A 15,717-nucleotide genomic window follows, 5' to 3' on the forward strand; every position below is an offset into this window, starting at 1 on the left:
CGATTATACCGGGGCAGCGGCGCTGCTGGGCAGCTTGCCGAAAGCTGACTGGTTGCTCGCGGATCGCGGTTATGATGCCGATTGGTACCGAGAAGCATTGAAAGACAAGGGGATAAAGGTCTGCATCCCGGGCCGAAAGTCCCGCAAGAAGACGGTCAAGTACGACAAGCGCCGATACAAACGCCGGAACCGGATCGAGGTCATGTTTGGACGCCTGAAAGACTGGAGACGCGTCGCGACCCGATACGACCGATGCCCGGAAACCTTCTTCTCAGCCATCGCTCTCGCCGCAACCGTTTTGTTCTGGCTATGAAAAAGAACGAGTCTGGAGCCTAATCGAGACTAGGCAGGCAAGCGAAAACCAGGACTCAGCCCTTGCGATTTCCGCGACGAGGGCCTCTCATGTCGCGGAAGTCGCAATTGTCGCAACCCCTCTGCCACGAAAACAAGAAATTGCGAGTGCTGACACTGCTAGCTTGGATGCTTCGTTGTACTGCGTATCCGTTGTAGTAGGGAATCCAATCATCTGCTTGCACCTATCTGCGCAACTATGCGCTGCTCAGCGCGACGGGAAGCTATAGACCAGCCCGACTCGACACCACGTGTTGGTCGATAATACCGCCGCCTCGGGAGGGGGAGCCCCATTAATCACACCCACTGGCAACCGCTTCATAGATAGGCGGCTGGCGTCCCTGCTTGAACAGCTGGGTAAGACCACGCCCGGAATTTAGACTCGCGTACGAGTGAACGACCATGGTTCCGCACTTCGAACTGCGACAAAAGTCCGTCAAGAAGTGTGCTGCCTGAGTGAATTTCGAGTCACTTACGAGAAAAGGGCCCGCGCAAGCGACCGGTGTATCGAGGGCCAACACCGGGCCGTAGCAGAAAGCGTGAGGCGCGAGAGTGGCTGAAAGCTCGGAAGGAACTGGCGTACCGAACCTGATTGCCTTTCAATCACGGCTGATCATTTACAGGCGCGTTTCTTGGGATCGCTATCCAGGCAAGTTCCGTGAAAATCCGAGGTAAGCCGCGTCAATGTGGGGGATTTAGTGGGGGATGCATTCAATTATTTCGCCGAATTTCCATTATAATTCAATAATATATAAAGAAATGGTGGCGGAGCCGATGGGATTCGAACCCACGAGACGGTTTCCCGCCTACTCCCTTAGCAGGGGAGCGCCTTCGACCACTCGGCCACAGCTCCGCTGACCCGTTTATGGATTTCGTGGGATGAGGACAAGGGCGAATTTGGTGACAATCCGGTCGCGCTGCAAAAATCTCACCTTTCGGGCGACTCTTCCCCCGGGACCGCAAGCGTCGACATGCTGGCCGAGACCTGCTCCAGAAATTGCGCCCCGATGGCCGAGATCGGGCGGCCACGTGCGGTCACGATGATGATATCCAGCAGGATGCGCGGAACGAAACGGCGCAGCACATATCCCTGCTGCGGATCGGTCGCGACCGTGAACGGGTCGACCAGCGTGACCCCCAACCCCTGTTTCACCAGGTTCAGCGCATTTCGGAACAGATCGGTCTGGCAGCGGATGCGCAAGGTCGCACCCTCGTTGTGAAAGGCTTCGCGGACGCGCCGGGTGACCATGTGGTCGGCGCCCATCACGATGAAGGACTGATCGTCCAGCAGAGAGGGCGTCAGCATCTCGTGCCTCGCCAGCGGGCTGTGTTCGGGCAGGGCGCAGAGGATCTCGAAGGAAAACGGCTTGGCTTCCAGCCCGTCGTGGCGCAGGGGAAGCTCGCAGATGCCGATCTCGAACAGGCCCGCCATCACCCATTCCTGGATCTTGGCGGAGTATTGCGACTGAAAGGCCACCGTCAGGTTCGGCTTGCCGGCGGCGAAACGCGCGATCTCACCGGGCATGAAGCCGAAGGCCATCGCGTGATTGGTGGCCACCTGCAACTGCCCGGCCTTCTGGTTTTGCAGGTCGACCACCGCCTGGTTCACATGCACCAGCCCGCGCATCACGGTATCGATCTCGTCGTAAAGCACCATCGCCTCGGGTGTCGGCAGCAGCCGGCCACGGTTGCGTTCGAACAGCTTCAGCCGTGTGCGCCGTTCCAGTTGGGCCAGGAGGTTCGAGATCGCCGGCTGCGACACGCCCAGCAACTCGGCGGCGCCGGTTACGGTGCCGGTCTCGATGATGGCATGAAAGGCCTGATAGTGGCGGAAATACGAGGTCATATTACCCAAATCATCACCTGAAATGATACCTTATGCAAATATTAGTATTGGAAATGATGAAAAACCTCTCGCACACTTCCCATAGGTCATCGGGGAGATCGCATGAGCGCGCTTGACCAGAAAATCATTGGTTTCGATCTGTGGCAGCTTGCCTTGCCGGTGGTTTCCGCCCGGGATCATGGGATCGGACGAGTCGAAGGAGCCTGCGAGATTGTCGTCCTGCGCCTGACCGCCGAAGGCGGCGCCGAAGGGTTCGGCGAGGCGTCCCCCTGGTCCGTCTTCACCGGCACGCCCGAGGCAAGTCATGCCGCACTCGACCGGTACCTGCGGCCCCTGGTTCTGGGGCGCCGGGTCGGCGACCGCGCCCTGATCATGGAGCAGGCGGCCCAGGCCGTCGCCCATTGCACCGAGGCCAAGGCGGCGCTTGAGAGCGCGTTGCTCGACCTGATCGGACAGATCTCGGCTCTGCCGGTATGGGCGCTGCTGGGCGGCAAGTGTCGTGACACCATTCCGCTCAGTTGTTCCATCGCCAATCCGGATTTCGATCAGGATATCGCCCTGATGGAACGTCTGCGGGACGATGGCGTCGGGTTGATCAAGCTCAAGACCGGATTCAGGGACCATGCTTTCGACATCATGCGACTGGAACGGATCGCCCGCGACTTTCCCGAATTCGGGGTGCGCGTGGACTACAATCAGGGTCTGGGCATCGAACAGGCGATCCCGCAGGTGCTGGATGTCGCCCGTTTCCGCCCCGACTTCATCGAGCAGCCGGTGCGGTTTCATCATTTCGACATGATGGCGCGGCTGCGCGGCCTGATCGACGTGCCGCTGCTGGCCGACGAAAGCGTGTTCGGCCCCGAGGATATGGTGCGCGCGGCGCGCGAGGGCATTTGCGATGGCGTTTCGGTCAAGATCATGAAATCCGGCGGCCTGTCACGCGGACAGACGGTGGCGCGCATCGCCGGGGCAAACGGGCTGATGGCCTATGGCGGCGACATGTTCGAAGCGGGGCTTGCGCATCTGGCCGGCACCCACATGATCGCCGCGACGCCCGAGATCACGCTGGGCTGCGAGTTTTACCAGGCCAGCTATTACCTGAAGGAGGATATCCTGGAGACTCCGTTCCAGGTTCGAAACGGGCAGGTCGTGGTGCCCGATGGCCCCGGACTGGGCGCGCGGCCTGATCTGGGCAGGCTCGACCATTACGCGGTAAGGAAACCGGGATGACAGCGCCGCGTTCAATACGCCGTGGCGGCGCGGGCGGCCTGGTCGTACTGGCCCGACATCAGTCGCAGCATGGCCGAAAGACGGCTCATCTGGTCGGGCTCGATGCCCGCATCCTTCATCGCAGCCAGCAACAGGTCCTCGCGGATCTCGCGGTAGCGGTCGCAGGCCGCGCGGCCCTCGTCCGTGGTCTCGACTGTCTTTTCCTTGCCCAGCCGTCCTTCGGTGACCAGCCCCAGCTTGCTGAGCTTCTTGATCGCGTAGTTGACGGTATGGGTGTCCTCGACATTCAGCACCAGGCAGATGTCGGCCAGCTTCTTGGGGCGGTCGCGGTGCCGCACCGTGTGCAGCACCAGCACGTCCAGCGAAGACAGTTCGGGATAACCCGACGCCGCCATCGCCCGCACCGTCCAGCGGCCAAAGGCGTGGCCCGCGATGATCAGGCCGAATTCGAATTCGGAAACTTCCGGAAAGCTGCCCGCCGCCAGATGTGCCGAAGAGACTACCGGACCAAGATTGGAGTGTGACATGGGGCAAGACTACCTGACGATAAAAACATGTCAACAATTTGTTGACGATTTGTCATTGTGTGTCATGCTTCCACGAATGGAATCGGTCAGCCGCTCTTTGGGTAAGGGTCGGGAGGCGAAATGAACGAGACCGCAAAGACCATCGCTATCATCGGCGCCGGCATTGTCGGCGTATCAACCGCGATCTGGCTGCAACGCGACGGCCACCGGGTGATCCTGATCGACCGCGCCGGCCCGGCCGAGGGCACATCCTTTGGCAACGGCGGCGTGCTGGCCTCTTGCTCGATCGTGCCGGTGACAGGGCCGGGCCTGATCGCCAAGGCGCCGGGCATGCTGTTCAGCCCGAACCAGCCCCTGTTCCTGCGGTGGGGGTATCTGCCGCGCCTGGCGCCGTGGTTGATCAAGTATCTTGGCCATGCCAATGCCGCCGCCGCCACCCACACTGCGACAGCGATGGCGCAAATCGTCGGAGACAGCCTGGCCGACCACCTTGCGCTGGCGCAGGGGACGGGGGCCGAGAAATGGGTGGTGCCGTCGGATTACCTGTTCATCTACAACGACCGTGCCCATTACCATGACGATGCCTTTGGCTGGGGTCTGCGGCGGCAGAACGGGTTTGTCTGGGACGAGATGGAGGGAGCCGAGTTCCGCGCCTATGACCCGGTGTTCTCAGACGATCTGCGGTTTGCCGTGCGGCTCAAGGATCATGGCCGCATCGCCGATCCGGGCCAGTACGTCAAGGATCTTGCCGCCCATGTGGTGGCGCAGGGCGGGCAGCTGATCACTGCGGCGGTCGAGGATATCGTGCGCGAGAATGGCCGCGTCACCGGCGTGCGGGCCGGGGGGCAGACCATCGCCTGTGATGCCGCCGTAGTGGCCACCGGCGTCTGGTCCGGGCCGCTGGCCAAGAAACTGGGCCTCGACGTGCCGCTCGAATCCGAGCGCGGTTATCATATCGAATTCTGGAACCCGAATTTCATGCCGAAATCGCCGGTCATGGTGGCAGCGCGCAAATTTGTCGCCACTCCGATGGAGGGACGTTTGCGGCTGGCCGGTGTCGTCGAGTTCGGAGGTCTTGACAACGGCCCGTCCAAGGCGCCGATCGACCTGCTCAAACGCAGCGCCGCCGCTGTTTTCCCAGGCCTCAAGGCCGATGAGGTGACCGAATGGATGGGGCATCGCCCCGCGCCTGCGGATTCGATTCCGGTGATCGGCGAGTTGCCGCATATCAAAGGCGCCTATACCGGCTTTGGCCACCATCACGTGGGGCTGACCGGCGGGCCGAAAACAGGCCGCATCCTGGCTCAACTGATCTCGGGTCGACAACCGAATGTTGACCTGACCGCCTATTCCCCGGCACGCTATGCGAAGTCGGGGCAACAATAAGAAACCAAACCGATCCAACAAAAACAGGGAGACTGAAATGCTGAAAATGAAACACCTGCTGGCGGCAACCGCCCTGACTGCGGCCTCGGCCCTGTCGGCGAGCGCCGAAACCTGGGACATGCCGCTGGCCTATGCGGCGTCCAACTTCCATTCCGAAAACGCGGCTGAGTTTGCCACCTGCGTCAAGGACAAGACCGGCGGCGCGATGGAGATCGTGACCCATCCGTCCGGCTCGCTGTTCGCCGGCAATGACATCAAGCGCGCGATCCAGACCGGCCAGGCGCCGATTGGCGAACGCCTGATCTCGGCGCACCAGAACGAGAACCCGATCTTCGGTATCGATTCGATCCCGTTCCTGGCTACCTCCTTTGGCGCGCACGAGCAGCTGTGGGAAGTCGCAGGTCCAAAAGTGGCCGAGATCCTGGCACAGCAGAACCTCGTTTATCTCTACTCGGTGCCCTGGCCGCCGCAGGGCCTCTATTTCAAGAAGCCGGTCGAAAGCGTGGCCGACATGAAGGGGATCAAGTTCCGCTCCTATTCGACCGCAACCGCCCGCATGGCGGAACTGACCGGCATGTTGCCGGTGCAGGTCGAAGCGGCCGAACTCAGCCAGGCGCTGGCAACCGGCGTGGCCGAAAGCTTCATCTCGTCGGGTGCGACCGGCTATGACCGCAAGGTCTGGGAACACCTGACCCATTTCTACGAAGTGGATGCCTGGTTGCCGCGCAACATCGTGTTTGCCAACAAGGATGCCTGGGATGGGCTGAGTGTCGAAACCCAGTCGGCGATGCGGGATTGTGCCGCCACCGCCAAGGCCAACGGTCTGCAACGGTCCAAGGACTATACCCAGTTCACGCTGGACGGTCTGAAAGCTGGCGGCATGACCGTGGGTCCGGCTGGTGCCAACCTCGTCGCCGAACTGAAGGCGATCGGCGAGACCATGACCGCCGAGTGGCTGGAAAGCGCGGGCGATGAAGGCCGTGCTGTCGTCGACGCGTACAAGGCGAAAAATTAACCTCCAACGGGCGGAGGCCGCATCCCGCGGCCTCCGATCTGCTGAAACCACAAGGGGGCAGGGGCATGGGTTCTTTGCGCCGCGGGCTTGACGCGCTCTACACAGCCGGGGGTGTCGTCGCCGCTTTCTTCACAATCACGATCCTGGCGATCATCGTGCTACAGATGCTGGCACGCTGGACCGGGTCCACCTTTCCGGGCGCGGCTGACTATGCCGGCTATTGCATGGCGGGCGCGTCGTTCTTTGCCTTTGCCTATGCGCTCAACCATGGCGCCCATATCCGCGTGTCGCTGTTGCTGAGCAAGATGGGCCGCTGGCGGTACTGGGGTGAGCTGTGGTGCTTCGCCGTCGGGACTGCCGCCTCTACCTTCCTGGCGCGCTACGCCATCAAGGTGACGGTGGAAAGCCACCGCTTCAAGGACGTGAGCCAGGGCCAGGACGCAACCCCGCTATGGATTCCGCAGTCCATCATGGCGATCGGCGCGGTGCTGCTGGCGATCTGCTTCTGGGATCACCTGATCCGTCTGATCTTCACCGGAAACCACGGGATCCGCGAAGATCTCGTGGACCAGAGCCACGCGGAGTAGGGACATGGAACAACTGATCCCGATTGCACTGTTTCTCTTCGTCCTGTTCCTGCTTCTGGGGTCCGGCGTCTGGGTTGGCCTCGCGCTGCTGGGCGTCGCCTATGTGGGGATGGAACTCTTCACCTCGCGCCCAACGGGCGACGCGATGATCACGGTGATCTGGCGCTCGGCCTCCAGCTGGACGCTGACTGCCCTGCCGCTCTTCATCTGGATGGGCGAGATACTCTATCGAACGCGATTATCCGAGGACATGTTCCGCGGCCTGTCGCCCTGGATGGCGCGTTTGCCGGGCGGGCTGGTACATACCAACATCGTGGGTTGCACGGTCTTTGCCGCGGTCTCGGGCTCCTCGGCGGCGACGTTGACCACCGTGGGCAAGATGTCGATCCCCGAGTTGCGCAAGCGGCAATACCCCGAGCGCATGGTGATCGGCACGCTGGCGGGCGCGGCCACGCTGGGGCTGATGATCCCGCCGTCGCTGACGCTGATTGTCTACGGCGTCACCATCAATGAATCCATCACCAAGCTGTTCTTCGCGGGCATCCTGCCCGGGCTGGTGCTGGCACTGATGTTCATGACCTATGTGGCGATCTACTCCAGGGTGTCGTCGAGCTGGAACCCTTCGCCCGAACCGCGGATGAGTTTCTGGGAAAAGGTGCAGAACTCGCGCTTCCTGATCCCGGTCATGCTGCTGATCATCGTCGTGATCGGCTCCATGTACCTGGGCTTTGCCACTGCGACAGAAGCGGCGGCCTTCGGCGTGATTGGCGCGCTGGTGCTGGCGGCGGGGCAGGGGTCGCTCAACTGGGGGACCTTTACCGAAAGCCTGATGGGCGCGGTGCGCACGTCGGCGATGATCGCGCTGATCCTCGCGGGCGCGGCCTTCCTCTCGCTCAGCATGGGGTTCACCGGCCTGCCACGCGGCCTGGCCGACCTGATCGCCAGTTTCGAACTCACCCGGTTCGAACTCCTCATGGTGCTCTTGGTGTTCTACATCATCCTGGGCTGTTTCCTCGACGGTATCTCCTCGGTGGTGCTGACCATGGCGGTGGTCGAGCCGATGATCCGCGAGGCGGGGATCGACCTGATCTGGTTCGGCATTTTCATCGTGGTGGTGGTCGAGATGGCGCAGATCACGCCGCCGATCGGGTTCAACCTGTTCGTGCTGCAAGGCATGACCGAGCATCAGATGGGGTTCATCGCCCGCGCCGCGATCCCGATGTTCCTGATCATGGTGTTGATGGTCTTCGTGCTCATCGCCTTCCCGGACCTGGCCACATGGCTACCCGAGAACATCAGGTCCCGACCCAGCTGACGATAGTGGCCCAAGGGGAACGGCAGGATGCAACAGGCGCTGGCCTTCATCGCCCGGCATGGCAAGCTCGGCCTCATCGCGGGTCTGGTTGCCGGGCTTGCCCTGCCGGGGGTGGCGGCCGCTATGCGGCCGTGGATTCCGGAACTGGTGGCCTTCCTGCTGTTCCTCACCGCCTTTCGCATCGGCCCGGTCGATGCGGCGGGCAAGCTCAACGATCTGACCCGCACCGCCCGCGCGGTGCTGGTCCTGCAACTGGCGCTGCCGCTGGGATTCCTGCTGCTGCTCAAGCTCTTCGGCCTGCCGATGACGCCGCTGGCACTGGCCGCCGCGCTGGTGCTGGCGGCCCCGTCGGTCACCGGCTCGGCGAATTTCACCATCCTGCTGGGTCATGACCCGGCCCCGGCGCTGCGGCTTCTGATCCTTGGCACCGCGCTGTTGCCGCTGACGTCGATCCCGGTGTTCTGGCTGCTGCCCGAGTTCGGCGACCTGGCCGCTGTTCTGGGCGCCGCGCTGCGGTTGCTGGGGGTGATAATGGCCGCTGCGGGCTTGGGTTTTGTCCTGCGTCACTGGGGCGCGCGTCATCTCTCGGATCTCAACCGCCGGGCTGTCGACGGGCTGACGGTCATTGCGCTCGCCGTGGTCGTCGTGGCGCTGATGTCGGCGATCCGGCCCGCGCTGGCCGAGCGTCCGGCCGAACTGGCCTTCTGGCTGGCCGCGGCCTTCGGGATCAATTTCGGCTCGCAGCTCCTGTGTTACACTGTGCTGCGCGCCACCGGACGGCCCGACCCGGTGCCGACCTCGATCGTGGCGGGCAACCGCAACTTCGCGCTGTTTCTCGTGGCCCTGCCACCCGAGGCGACCGACCCGCTCCTGATCTTCCTGGGATGCTACCAGTTTCCCATGTACCTGACCCCGACCCTGATGCGAAGGCGCTATGACCTGCTCTGATCCCTTTCCCCTGATCCGCACCGTCGGCCTCGATGGCATGCTCGTCACTTTTGCCGACACCATGACCGAGCCGTCGAACCGCGCAGCGCTGGCCTTTCGCGGCGCGCTGCATGAGGCCGGGTGGGAGGGCGTGGTGGAAAGCTCGACTTCGCTTGCGTCGGCCTATCTGCGCTTCGATCCGCTGCGCCTGAGCCATGCAGAGCTGCGGGAACGCCTTGCCGCCCTGCTGGCCGAGCGTGACTGGTATGCCGCGCCGCTGCCGTCGGGCCGCAGGTTGTGGCGGGTGCCCACGGTCTACGGCACCGATCTCGCCCCGCAACTCGAAGATGCCGCCGCCGCCGCCGGTCTGGACCCGGACGAGGCGGTGCGCCGCCTGAGCCAGTCCCGCGTGCGGGTGCTAACCATCGGCTTTGCGCCCGGCCAGCCCTATCTTGGCCCGCTTGCGCCCGAGTTCGACATACCCCGCCTGCAACAGCTGACCCCGATGGTGCCCGAGGGCGCGCTGGTCTGCGCCATTCGCCAGCTCATCGTCTTTGCCGGGCCCACGCCCACCGGCTGGCGCCATATCGGCCAGACCGCGTTCCGCTGCTTCCGTCCGGGGATGGAGCCGACATTCGCGCTCAATCCCGGCGACGAGATGATATTCGAACCCATCGAACGCGCCGAGCTGGACCATATCCGCGCCCATGACGAGGACGGCACCGGCGGCGCCACGGTCGAGGAGATCGCGGCATGAGCCTGATCGTCCGCCGCATCGGCCCGGCCTGCACGATCCAGGACCAGGGGCGCGAAGGGTACCTGGACCAGGGCCTGTCCCGCTCGGGCGCGGCCGACCTGCGCGCGCTCTACGAAGGGGCCGCGCTGCTCCGCCAGACACCCGACCTCGCCGCGTTGGAAATGGCCGGCATGGGCGGTGAGTTCGAGGCCACCGCCCCCCTGCGCATCGCGCTGACCGGCGCGCCGATGCAGGCCAGCATCGATGGCAGCCCGGTCGCCTGGAACGCCTCGCACGCGCTGGCCAAGGGGCAGCGGCTGAGCATCGGCGCGGTGCTGCGCGGCGGCTATGGCTACCTCCACCTGGGCGGCGGTATCGCGACCGAGCCCTTCCTCGGCTCGCGCTCGACCCATCTGGCGGCCCGCGTCGGCCGCGCTGTGGCGGTGGGCGATGCGCTGGAGGCCGGCCCGGACAAGGGCGAGGCGGGCATGAAGATCGCCGCTGACGACCGGTTCGGCGGCGGCACCTTGCGGGTGGTAGCCAGTTTCCAGACTGCGCTTTTCGATGCTGAAACCCTGGCCCGGTTCGAGGCGACCGGGTTCCGCCGTGGCCCGCGCGCCAATCGGATGGGCATGCAGCTCGACAGCGACGGGCCGGGCTTTGCCGCCAAGGGTCAGCTCAACATCCTGTCCGAGGTGATCTCTCCCGGCGACATCCAGATGACCGGCACCGGCAACCCGTTCATCCTGCTGCCCGAATGCCAGACCACCGGCGGCTATCCCCGCATCGCGACCGTGCTGCCCTGCGACTTGCCGCGCGCGGCGCAGACACCGCCGGGCGGTGCGGTGCGCTTTCATTTCGTGCCGCTCGACGAGGCGGTCGCCCTGCACGCCGCCTGGCTCAAGGATCTCGGCCGGTTGCCCACCCGCGTCGAGCCGCTGGTGCGGGACCCGGATGACATTCCAGACCTTCTGTCCTACCAACTGATCGGCGGCGTCGTGTCCGCCAACGACTGAGGAGCATACCATGACCCGAGTGGACCTGAACGCCGACATGGGCGAAAGCTTTGGCCCCTGGAAAATGGGTGATGACGACAGTCTGCTGAAGATCATCACCTCGGCCAATATCGCCTGTGGCTTTCACGCCGGCGACCCGGATGTGATGGCGAAAACCATGGCGCTTGCGGCGGAAAACGGGGTGGGCATCGGTGCGCATCCCGGGTTTCCCGACCTGCAAGGTTTCGGTCGGCGCAACATGAAGGTGCCGCATGCCTCTCTGCGCAACATGGTGCGCTACCAACTGGGCGCGGCGCTGGGCATGGCCCGCGCGGTGGGGGCCGAAGTTCGGCATCTGAAATTGCACGGGGCGCTTGCCAACATGTGCTCGGTCGATCAGGACATGGCGCGCGCCTGTTACCAGGGCGCGCTGGACGTGGACCCGGACATCATCATCATGGTGCTGGCGGTCACCAAACAGGAACAAGCTGCGCGCGAACTGGGCTGCAAATGGGTCGGCGAGATCTTTGCCGACCGCGCCTATAACGACGATGGAACGCTGGTCGACCGGTCACTGCCCGGCGCGGTGATCCATGATCCAGAGGTGGCCGGGCCGCGCATTCTCGAGATGGTAAGCGCCGGCGCCATCATCACCGAAAGCGGCAGGCACCTGGAAACCTCGATCGACACGATCTGCCTGCACGGCGACGGGCCGACCGCCGTCCAGATCGCCCGCTCTGTCCGCAGCTGTCTCGAAGAGGGCGGGGTCGAGGTAAAGGTTTTCGAAAGATAAGGAATTTCGGGAAATACCGAAAAAGCCCGAGTTCCACCAAATGAAAAGGCCGTGGCTTGGGTCCACGGCCAATTCACGAGGTAATCGGTCTTTGGTCTACGAAGGTCCGATCATGAAACAGGGTACATTCCTTGCGGTGAGGCGGCGGCAGGCCAGATCGGCCTGATCCCGGGTCATGCCCTGAAAGGTGGCCTCGAACCCCTTGGAGGATTGGTTGACCTTGCGCAGGGTTCCGTCGAGCGTGTTGATCTCGGCCAGAGCGGTACGCAACAGCACCTTTTCCGCATCATAACGGCTGGAATAACGTCCAATGTTGATGCCCCAAAGGTGGCCGCCGGAGGTGGACAGGCGGGTGACGACCTCGCGTTCGGCCTCGGCGGTTTCGATCTCGGCCAAGTCCGTTGTGGCAGATGCCATGACCAGGTTCTCGGGTCGCATTGTCGGGCGGACATCGGGCGCGGCTGCGGAACGCCGTTCGATTTCTGCTGCGGTTGTCTCGGCGGTGACACCCTTTGCCTCGGCCATCGCTGCGCTGATCCCGGCCTGGATGCGGTTTTCGTCCTGGCGCGCGGTTTCCGCGACGGCCTGGGCGACCACGGTCGCGATCTGGCCGCCGGGGCGGGCCATCGGCCGCAGGCTGCTGCCGGGCGCGCCGGCGACACGCACGGTTTTCGAACCGGTCTCGGCGGCTGGAAGGTTGTCGTTCCCGGCATAGAGCGGAATGCCGGGTGCACGGATCGGGGCGCGTGCGGGGGCCTTGCGGAACCCGAGATCGAGCAATTCGGCCACCTTGGCGTTGCGCGCCGTGCTTGACTTGCCGCCGAACACGGTGGCGATCACCCGCTTGTCGCCACGCTTGGCCGAGGCCACGAGGTTGAAACCCGCCGCCTGGGTATAGCCGGTCTTGATCCCGTCCGCGCCTTCGTAGGCGTCCAGCAGGCGGCGGTTGGTATTGGCTACCGTCTTGATGCCGGCGCTGGTCTCGCGCCGCGAGAACAGGTTGTAATATTGCGGATAGTCGTACAGCAGATGCCGCCCGAGAATGGTCATGTCCTGGGCGGTGCTGAGGTGGCCTGCCTCGGTCAGGCCGTGGGCGTTCTTGAACGTGGTGCGTGTCATGCCCATCGCCGCTGCGGTCCGGGTCATGCGGCGGGCAAAGGCGGCCTCAGACCCCGATATCGCGATGCCGATGGCGGTGGCGGCGTCATTGGCGGACTTGATCGCCGCCGCCCGCACCAGGTAGCGGAAGGCGATCTTCTGCCCAGCCCGGAGTCCCAGCTTCGACGGCGGCTCGTTGGCGGCCTGCTGGGGGATCCGGATCTCGGTGTCCATGGTCAGTTCGCCGTTCCGCACCGCCTCGAACGCGATGTAGAGCGTCATCATCTTCGTCAGCGACGCCGGGTGCAGCTGGGTGTTTGCGTTCTGGGAGTGCAGCACCTCTCCCGTTCGGGCGTCCATCACCATGGCCGCATAGGGCGCGGCGCGTGCAAACGAAGCCAGCGACAGCATCACGACTACCGCAAGGAAAAGGAGTAAGCCCATAAGGGCCGGCATTTTTTGCCGAACCTGCACGATCATTGCCTCTGTCTGCCTCGGGCCGCCGGTTTCCGGCTGGCGCATTTTTCTCTTTGGAACAGGCTAACACAGCATATTCGCAAAATAAACCCGCCAGCTTTGCCCTTTGGCAGATTTTCCTGAAGGGGTATGACCCAGATCTAGCGGTCGGTTCGACGGTAGCCGCGATACAGGCGATTTTCCCAAGAATGTAGCCCGGCCGACAGGAGTCTAACGGTCCTGTCTCGTGACTCGGTTCATGCGCGGTGCAGTTTCGCGACCAGGCGGTCAGCCAATGGCCGTGACCAGTTCAGCCAGGGCGCCAAGATCGGGCAGGCTGTGAAAGCGGCGTTTGTCTCCGGGTGGATCAGCCTTTTCGATCTCCCATTCCAGCCCGTGCGGCACATGCACGCCCCAACTGCCGGCCTCGATCGGCGCCAGCACGTCCGAGCGCATGGAATTGCCCACCATCATCGCGCGTTCCGCCCCCTCGCCATGGCGGTCAAAGACGGTGCGATAGGTGCGGGCGGTCTTTTCCGAGACGATCTCGACCCCGTGGAACAGGTCACCCAGGCCCGATTGCGCCAGCTTGCGTTCCTGGTCGATCAGGTCGCCCTTGGTGATCAGCAGCACGCGGTGGGTTTCGGCCACCGCCTCGACCGCGGCGCGTGCGTGCGGCAACAACTCGATCGGATGCGCCAGCATCTCTTGCCCGGCGGCGATCAGTTGCCGGATCACGGCGGCGGGCACCCGGTCCTCGGTCACCTCGATGGCGGTTTCGATCATCGACAGGGTAAAGCCCTTTACCCCATAGCCATAGTGGCGGATGTTGCGACGCTCGGCGGCAAGAAGCCGATCCATCAGATGGTCGGACTCGGCGAAATCGGCCAGCAGACCGGCGAAATGCGCCTGGGTCATCTGGAAGAACCGTTCGTTGTGCCAGAGCGTGTCGTCGGCGTCGAAACCGACCGTCGTCAGATTTCGGTTCATCTGTCGCGTTTTCTTTCTCTTTTCCATTTCTGCGCTAAGATTATATAAGCTTGCGACCCAACCGAAGCCGGAATCGGATATGCGACCCCTATGACCGCACTACCGCACATGATGTCGGACAAGCACGATCAGGACAACGATGCCTCGGTCCTGCTGGAAACGCGCCCTAAGACCAAGCGCCCGCCGCTCTACAAGGTGCTGCTGCTGAACGACGATTACACGCCGATGGAATTCGTCGTGCATGTGCTGGAGCGGTTCTTTGGCATGAACCACGCACAGGCGTTCGAGATCATGCTGACCGTGCACAAGAAAGGCGTTGCGGTGGTCGGCGTGTTCAGTCACGAGATTGCCGAGACCAAGGTGGGGCAGGTGATGGATTTCGCCCGCCGCCACCAGCACCCGTTGCAATGCACCATGGAGAAAGAGGACTGACGGCCAAGGCCGCCTGCCCCTCGGGAACGGAAATCAACCATGTCCTCTCGTCTCGAGTTGGCCCTTGCCTCGGGTCTTGTCCTGAGCCCGCCCCTGTCGGTTCTGGGGCCGACCCCTGCGCAAGACCTGTCGGCCCTGCCCGATGGCACGCAGGTGGTGCAGCCGTTCCGACCCCATCACGACCATTTCGCGGGCCAGGGCTTTGACACGGTGGCGCGGTCGGACGCGCCCTGTGCGGACGCTATCGTGTTCCTTCCGCGTGCCAAGGCGCAGGCGCGCGCGATGGTGGCCGACGCCTGCCGCCGGGCCTCGGGTCTGGTGGTGGTGGACGGGGCCAAGACCGATGGCATCGACAGCCTGCTCAAGGACATCCGCAAGCGGGTGACGGTCGAGGGGCCGCTGTCCAAGGCGCATGGCAAGATCTTCTGGTTCCGGGCCGACGAGGCCGATTTTTCCGACTGGGCCGCGCCCGAGGCGCAGGACGTGGGCGGGTTCCGCACCGCGCCCGGCGTGTTTTCCGCCGACGGGATCGACCCGGCCTCGGCCCTGCTGCTGGCCGCGCTGCCGAAGAAGCCCGGCAAGGTGATTGCCGATCTGGGGGCCGGATGGGGGTATCTCTCGGCCGGGCTGCTGGCGCGCGAGGGGGTCAGGACCGTGCATCTGGTCGAGGCCGATCATGCGGCGCTGGACTGCGCCCGGGCGAATGTGGACGACTCGCGCGCGCAGTTTCACTGGGCCGACGCGCTGACGTGGAAAGCGCCCGAGAATATCGACACGGTGGTGATGAACCCGCCGTTTCACACCGGCCGCGCCGCCGAGCCGGAACTGGGCCAAGGATTTATCGCGGCCGCGGCGCGGGTGCTGGTCGCCTCGGGTCAGTTGTGGATGGTGGCCAACCGGCACCTGCCTTACGAGGCGGCGCTGTCACGGTATTTCACGCAGGTGGCGGAGGTGGCCGGCGACAACCGGTTCAAGGTGCTCCATGCCTCTCGCCCCCGCCGGTGATCCCGGTTAAGTTGCGCCCCGAGTCAGG

General features: G+C 63.9%; 16 protein-coding genes and 1 tRNA gene. 12 read left to right on the top strand and 5 right to left on the bottom strand.

Going from position 1 to position 15,717, the window contains the following annotated elements:
• A partial coding sequence (locus BLT75_RS18455; RefSeq protein ID WP_143028600.1) for a transposase occupies window positions 1-313 on the top strand: 313 nt, incomplete at its 5' end.
• Window positions 314-1,114: 801 nt separating this feature from the next.
• Here BLT75_RS18455 and BLT75_RS18460 read toward each other — a convergent pair.
• Together BLT75_RS18460 and BLT75_RS18465 are read right to left on the bottom strand one after the other, a co-directional pair.
• A tRNA-Ser gene (locus BLT75_RS18460) sits at window positions 1,115-1,204 on the bottom strand.
• A 75-nt stretch (window positions 1,205-1,279) separates the two neighbouring features.
• Window positions 1,280-2,197 carry a LysR family transcriptional regulator gene (locus tag BLT75_RS18465; RefSeq protein ID WP_093035344.1) on the bottom strand — a complete coding sequence of 306 codons (918 nt, stop codon included), beginning with the start codon at window positions 2,195-2,197 and terminating at the stop codon, window positions 1,280-1,282.
• A gap of 102 nt (window positions 2,198-2,299) precedes the next feature.
• On the opposite strand from BLT75_RS18465, the gene BLT75_RS18470 reads away from it, so the two are divergent.
• Window positions 2,300-3,427 (top strand): enolase C-terminal domain-like protein, encoded by a 1,128-nt coding sequence (locus BLT75_RS18470; RefSeq protein WP_093035347.1) that lies wholly within the window; start codon window positions 2,300-2,302, stop codon window positions 3,425-3,427.
• 11 nt (window positions 3,428-3,438) lie between these two features.
• On the opposite strand, the gene BLT75_RS18475 is transcribed toward BLT75_RS18470, so the two are convergent.
• Window positions 3,439-3,954, bottom strand: coding sequence for a winged helix DNA-binding protein (locus tag BLT75_RS18475; protein WP_093035349.1), 516 nt, complete (start codon window positions 3,952-3,954; stop codon window positions 3,439-3,441).
• 120 nt (window positions 3,955-4,074) lie between these two features.
• Between BLT75_RS18475 and BLT75_RS18480 the strand changes: the two genes are divergently transcribed.
• The 8 genes from BLT75_RS18480 (at window position 4,075) to BLT75_RS18515 (ending at window position 11,708) form a co-directional block, all read left to right on the top strand.
• Window positions 4,075-5,340 carry an NAD(P)/FAD-dependent oxidoreductase gene (locus BLT75_RS18480; protein ID WP_093035351.1) on the top strand — a complete coding sequence of 422 codons (1,266 nt, stop codon included), beginning with the start codon at window positions 4,075-4,077 and terminating at the stop codon, window positions 5,338-5,340.
• A 37-nt stretch (window positions 5,341-5,377) separates the two neighbouring features.
• Window positions 5,378-6,355 carry a TRAP transporter substrate-binding protein gene (locus BLT75_RS18485; RefSeq protein ID WP_093035354.1) on the top strand — a complete coding sequence of 326 codons (978 nt, stop codon included), beginning with the start codon at window positions 5,378-5,380 and terminating at the stop codon, window positions 6,353-6,355.
• 65 nt (window positions 6,356-6,420) lie between these two features.
• Window positions 6,421-6,942: a TRAP transporter small permease gene (locus BLT75_RS18490; RefSeq protein ID WP_093035357.1), complete on the top strand. Its 522-nt coding sequence runs from the start codon at window positions 6,421-6,423 to the stop codon at window positions 6,940-6,942.
• A 4-nt stretch (window positions 6,943-6,946) separates the two neighbouring features.
• Window positions 6,947-8,257: a TRAP transporter large permease gene (locus BLT75_RS18495; protein ID WP_093035360.1), complete on the top strand. Its 1,311-nt coding sequence runs from the start codon at window positions 6,947-6,949 to the stop codon at window positions 8,255-8,257.
• Between the two features lie 27 nt (window positions 8,258-8,284).
• Window positions 8,285-9,205, top strand: coding sequence for a hypothetical protein (locus BLT75_RS18500; RefSeq protein ID WP_093035364.1), 921 nt, complete (start codon window positions 8,285-8,287; stop codon window positions 9,203-9,205).
• Window positions 9,192-9,941: a 5-oxoprolinase subunit B family protein gene (locus BLT75_RS18505; protein ID WP_093035367.1), complete on the top strand. Its 750-nt coding sequence runs from the start codon at window positions 9,192-9,194 to the stop codon at window positions 9,939-9,941. Before BLT75_RS18500 ends, BLT75_RS18505 begins: the two co-directional genes overlap by 14 nt.
• Window positions 9,938-10,936: a 5-oxoprolinase subunit C family protein gene (locus tag BLT75_RS18510; RefSeq protein WP_093035370.1), complete on the top strand. Its 999-nt coding sequence runs from the start codon at window positions 9,938-9,940 to the stop codon at window positions 10,934-10,936. Before BLT75_RS18505 ends, BLT75_RS18510 begins: the two co-directional genes overlap by 4 nt.
• Window positions 10,937-10,946: 10 nt before the next feature.
• On the top strand, window positions 10,947-11,708 hold the full coding sequence (locus BLT75_RS18515; protein WP_093035373.1) for a LamB/YcsF family protein: 762 nt from the start codon (window positions 10,947-10,949) through the stop codon (window positions 11,706-11,708).
• Window positions 11,709-11,804: 96 nt separating this feature from the next.
• Here BLT75_RS18515 and BLT75_RS18520 read toward each other — a convergent pair whose 3' ends face one another.
• On the bottom strand, window positions 11,805-13,250 hold the full coding sequence (locus BLT75_RS18520; RefSeq protein ID WP_176828126.1) for a D-alanyl-D-alanine carboxypeptidase family protein: 1,446 nt from the start codon (window positions 13,248-13,250) through the stop codon (window positions 11,805-11,807).
• Window positions 13,251-13,550: 300 nt separating this feature from the next.
• Complete coding sequence (locus tag BLT75_RS18525) at window positions 13,551-14,252, bottom strand: HAD family hydrolase (RefSeq protein ID WP_093035706.1); 702 nt, start codon at window positions 14,250-14,252, stop codon at window positions 13,551-13,553.
• Window positions 14,253-14,342: 90 nt separating this feature from the next.
• Between BLT75_RS18525 and clpS the strand changes: the two genes are divergently transcribed.
• Both clpS and BLT75_RS18535 read left to right on the top strand, forming a co-directional pair.
• The gene (gene clpS, locus BLT75_RS18530; protein WP_093035376.1) at window positions 14,343-14,684 is read left to right on the top strand and encodes an ATP-dependent Clp protease adapter ClpS; all 342 of its coding nucleotides are present in this window, start codon (window positions 14,343-14,345) and stop codon (window positions 14,682-14,684) included.
• Between the two features lie 39 nt (window positions 14,685-14,723).
• Window positions 14,724-15,689, top strand: coding sequence for a class I SAM-dependent methyltransferase (locus BLT75_RS18535; RefSeq protein WP_093035379.1), 966 nt, complete (start codon window positions 14,724-14,726; stop codon window positions 15,687-15,689).
• The last annotated feature ends 28 nt before the right edge of the window (window positions 15,690-15,717 follow it).

The organism is Ruegeria marina, from assembly GCF_900101475.1.
In the GTDB taxonomy this organism is placed as follows: Bacteria; Pseudomonadota; Alphaproteobacteria; order Rhodobacterales; family Rhodobacteraceae; genus Ruegeria_B; species Ruegeria_B marina.

Excerpts from the sequence above, each read along its gene's own strand:
- BLT75_RS18480 (WP_093035351.1), top strand. The coding sequence starts at position 4,075 with ATGAACGAGACCGCAAAGACCATCGCTATCATCGGCGCCGGCATTGTC.
- BLT75_RS18525 (WP_093035706.1), bottom strand. The coding sequence starts at position 14,252 with ATGAACCGAAATCTGACGACGGTCGGTTTCGACGCCGACGACACGCTC.
- BLT75_RS18470 (WP_093035347.1), top strand. The coding sequence starts at position 2,300 with ATGAGCGCGCTTGACCAGAAAATCATTGGTTTCGATCTGTGGCAGCTT.
- BLT75_RS18495 (WP_093035360.1), top strand. The coding sequence starts at position 6,947 with ATGGAACAACTGATCCCGATTGCACTGTTTCTCTTCGTCCTGTTCCTG.
- BLT75_RS18500 (WP_093035364.1), top strand. The coding sequence starts at position 8,285 with ATGCAACAGGCGCTGGCCTTCATCGCCCGGCATGGCAAGCTCGGCCTC.
- BLT75_RS18485 (WP_093035354.1), top strand. The coding sequence starts at position 5,378 with ATGCTGAAAATGAAACACCTGCTGGCGGCAACCGCCCTGACTGCGGCC.
- BLT75_RS18490 (WP_093035357.1), top strand. The coding sequence starts at position 6,421 with ATGGGTTCTTTGCGCCGCGGGCTTGACGCGCTCTACACAGCCGGGGGT.
- BLT75_RS18505 (WP_093035367.1), top strand. The coding sequence starts at position 9,192 with ATGACCTGCTCTGATCCCTTTCCCCTGATCCGCACCGTCGGCCTCGAT.
- BLT75_RS18475 (WP_093035349.1), bottom strand. The coding sequence starts at position 3,954 with ATGTCACACTCCAATCTTGGTCCGGTAGTCTCTTCGGCACATCTGGCG.
- BLT75_RS18510 (WP_093035370.1), top strand. The coding sequence starts at position 9,938 with ATGAGCCTGATCGTCCGCCGCATCGGCCCGGCCTGCACGATCCAGGAC.
- BLT75_RS18515 (WP_093035373.1), top strand. The coding sequence starts at position 10,947 with ATGACCCGAGTGGACCTGAACGCCGACATGGGCGAAAGCTTTGGCCCC.
- clpS (WP_093035376.1), top strand. The coding sequence starts at position 14,343 with ATGACCGCACTACCGCACATGATGTCGGACAAGCACGATCAGGACAAC.
- BLT75_RS18535 (WP_093035379.1), top strand. The coding sequence starts at position 14,724 with ATGTCCTCTCGTCTCGAGTTGGCCCTTGCCTCGGGTCTTGTCCTGAGC.
- BLT75_RS18465 (WP_093035344.1), bottom strand. The coding sequence starts at position 2,197 with ATGACCTCGTATTTCCGCCACTATCAGGCCTTTCATGCCATCATCGAG.
- BLT75_RS18520 (WP_176828126.1), bottom strand. The coding sequence starts at position 13,250 with ATGGGCTTACTCCTTTTCCTTGCGGTAGTCGTGATGCTGTCGCTGGCT.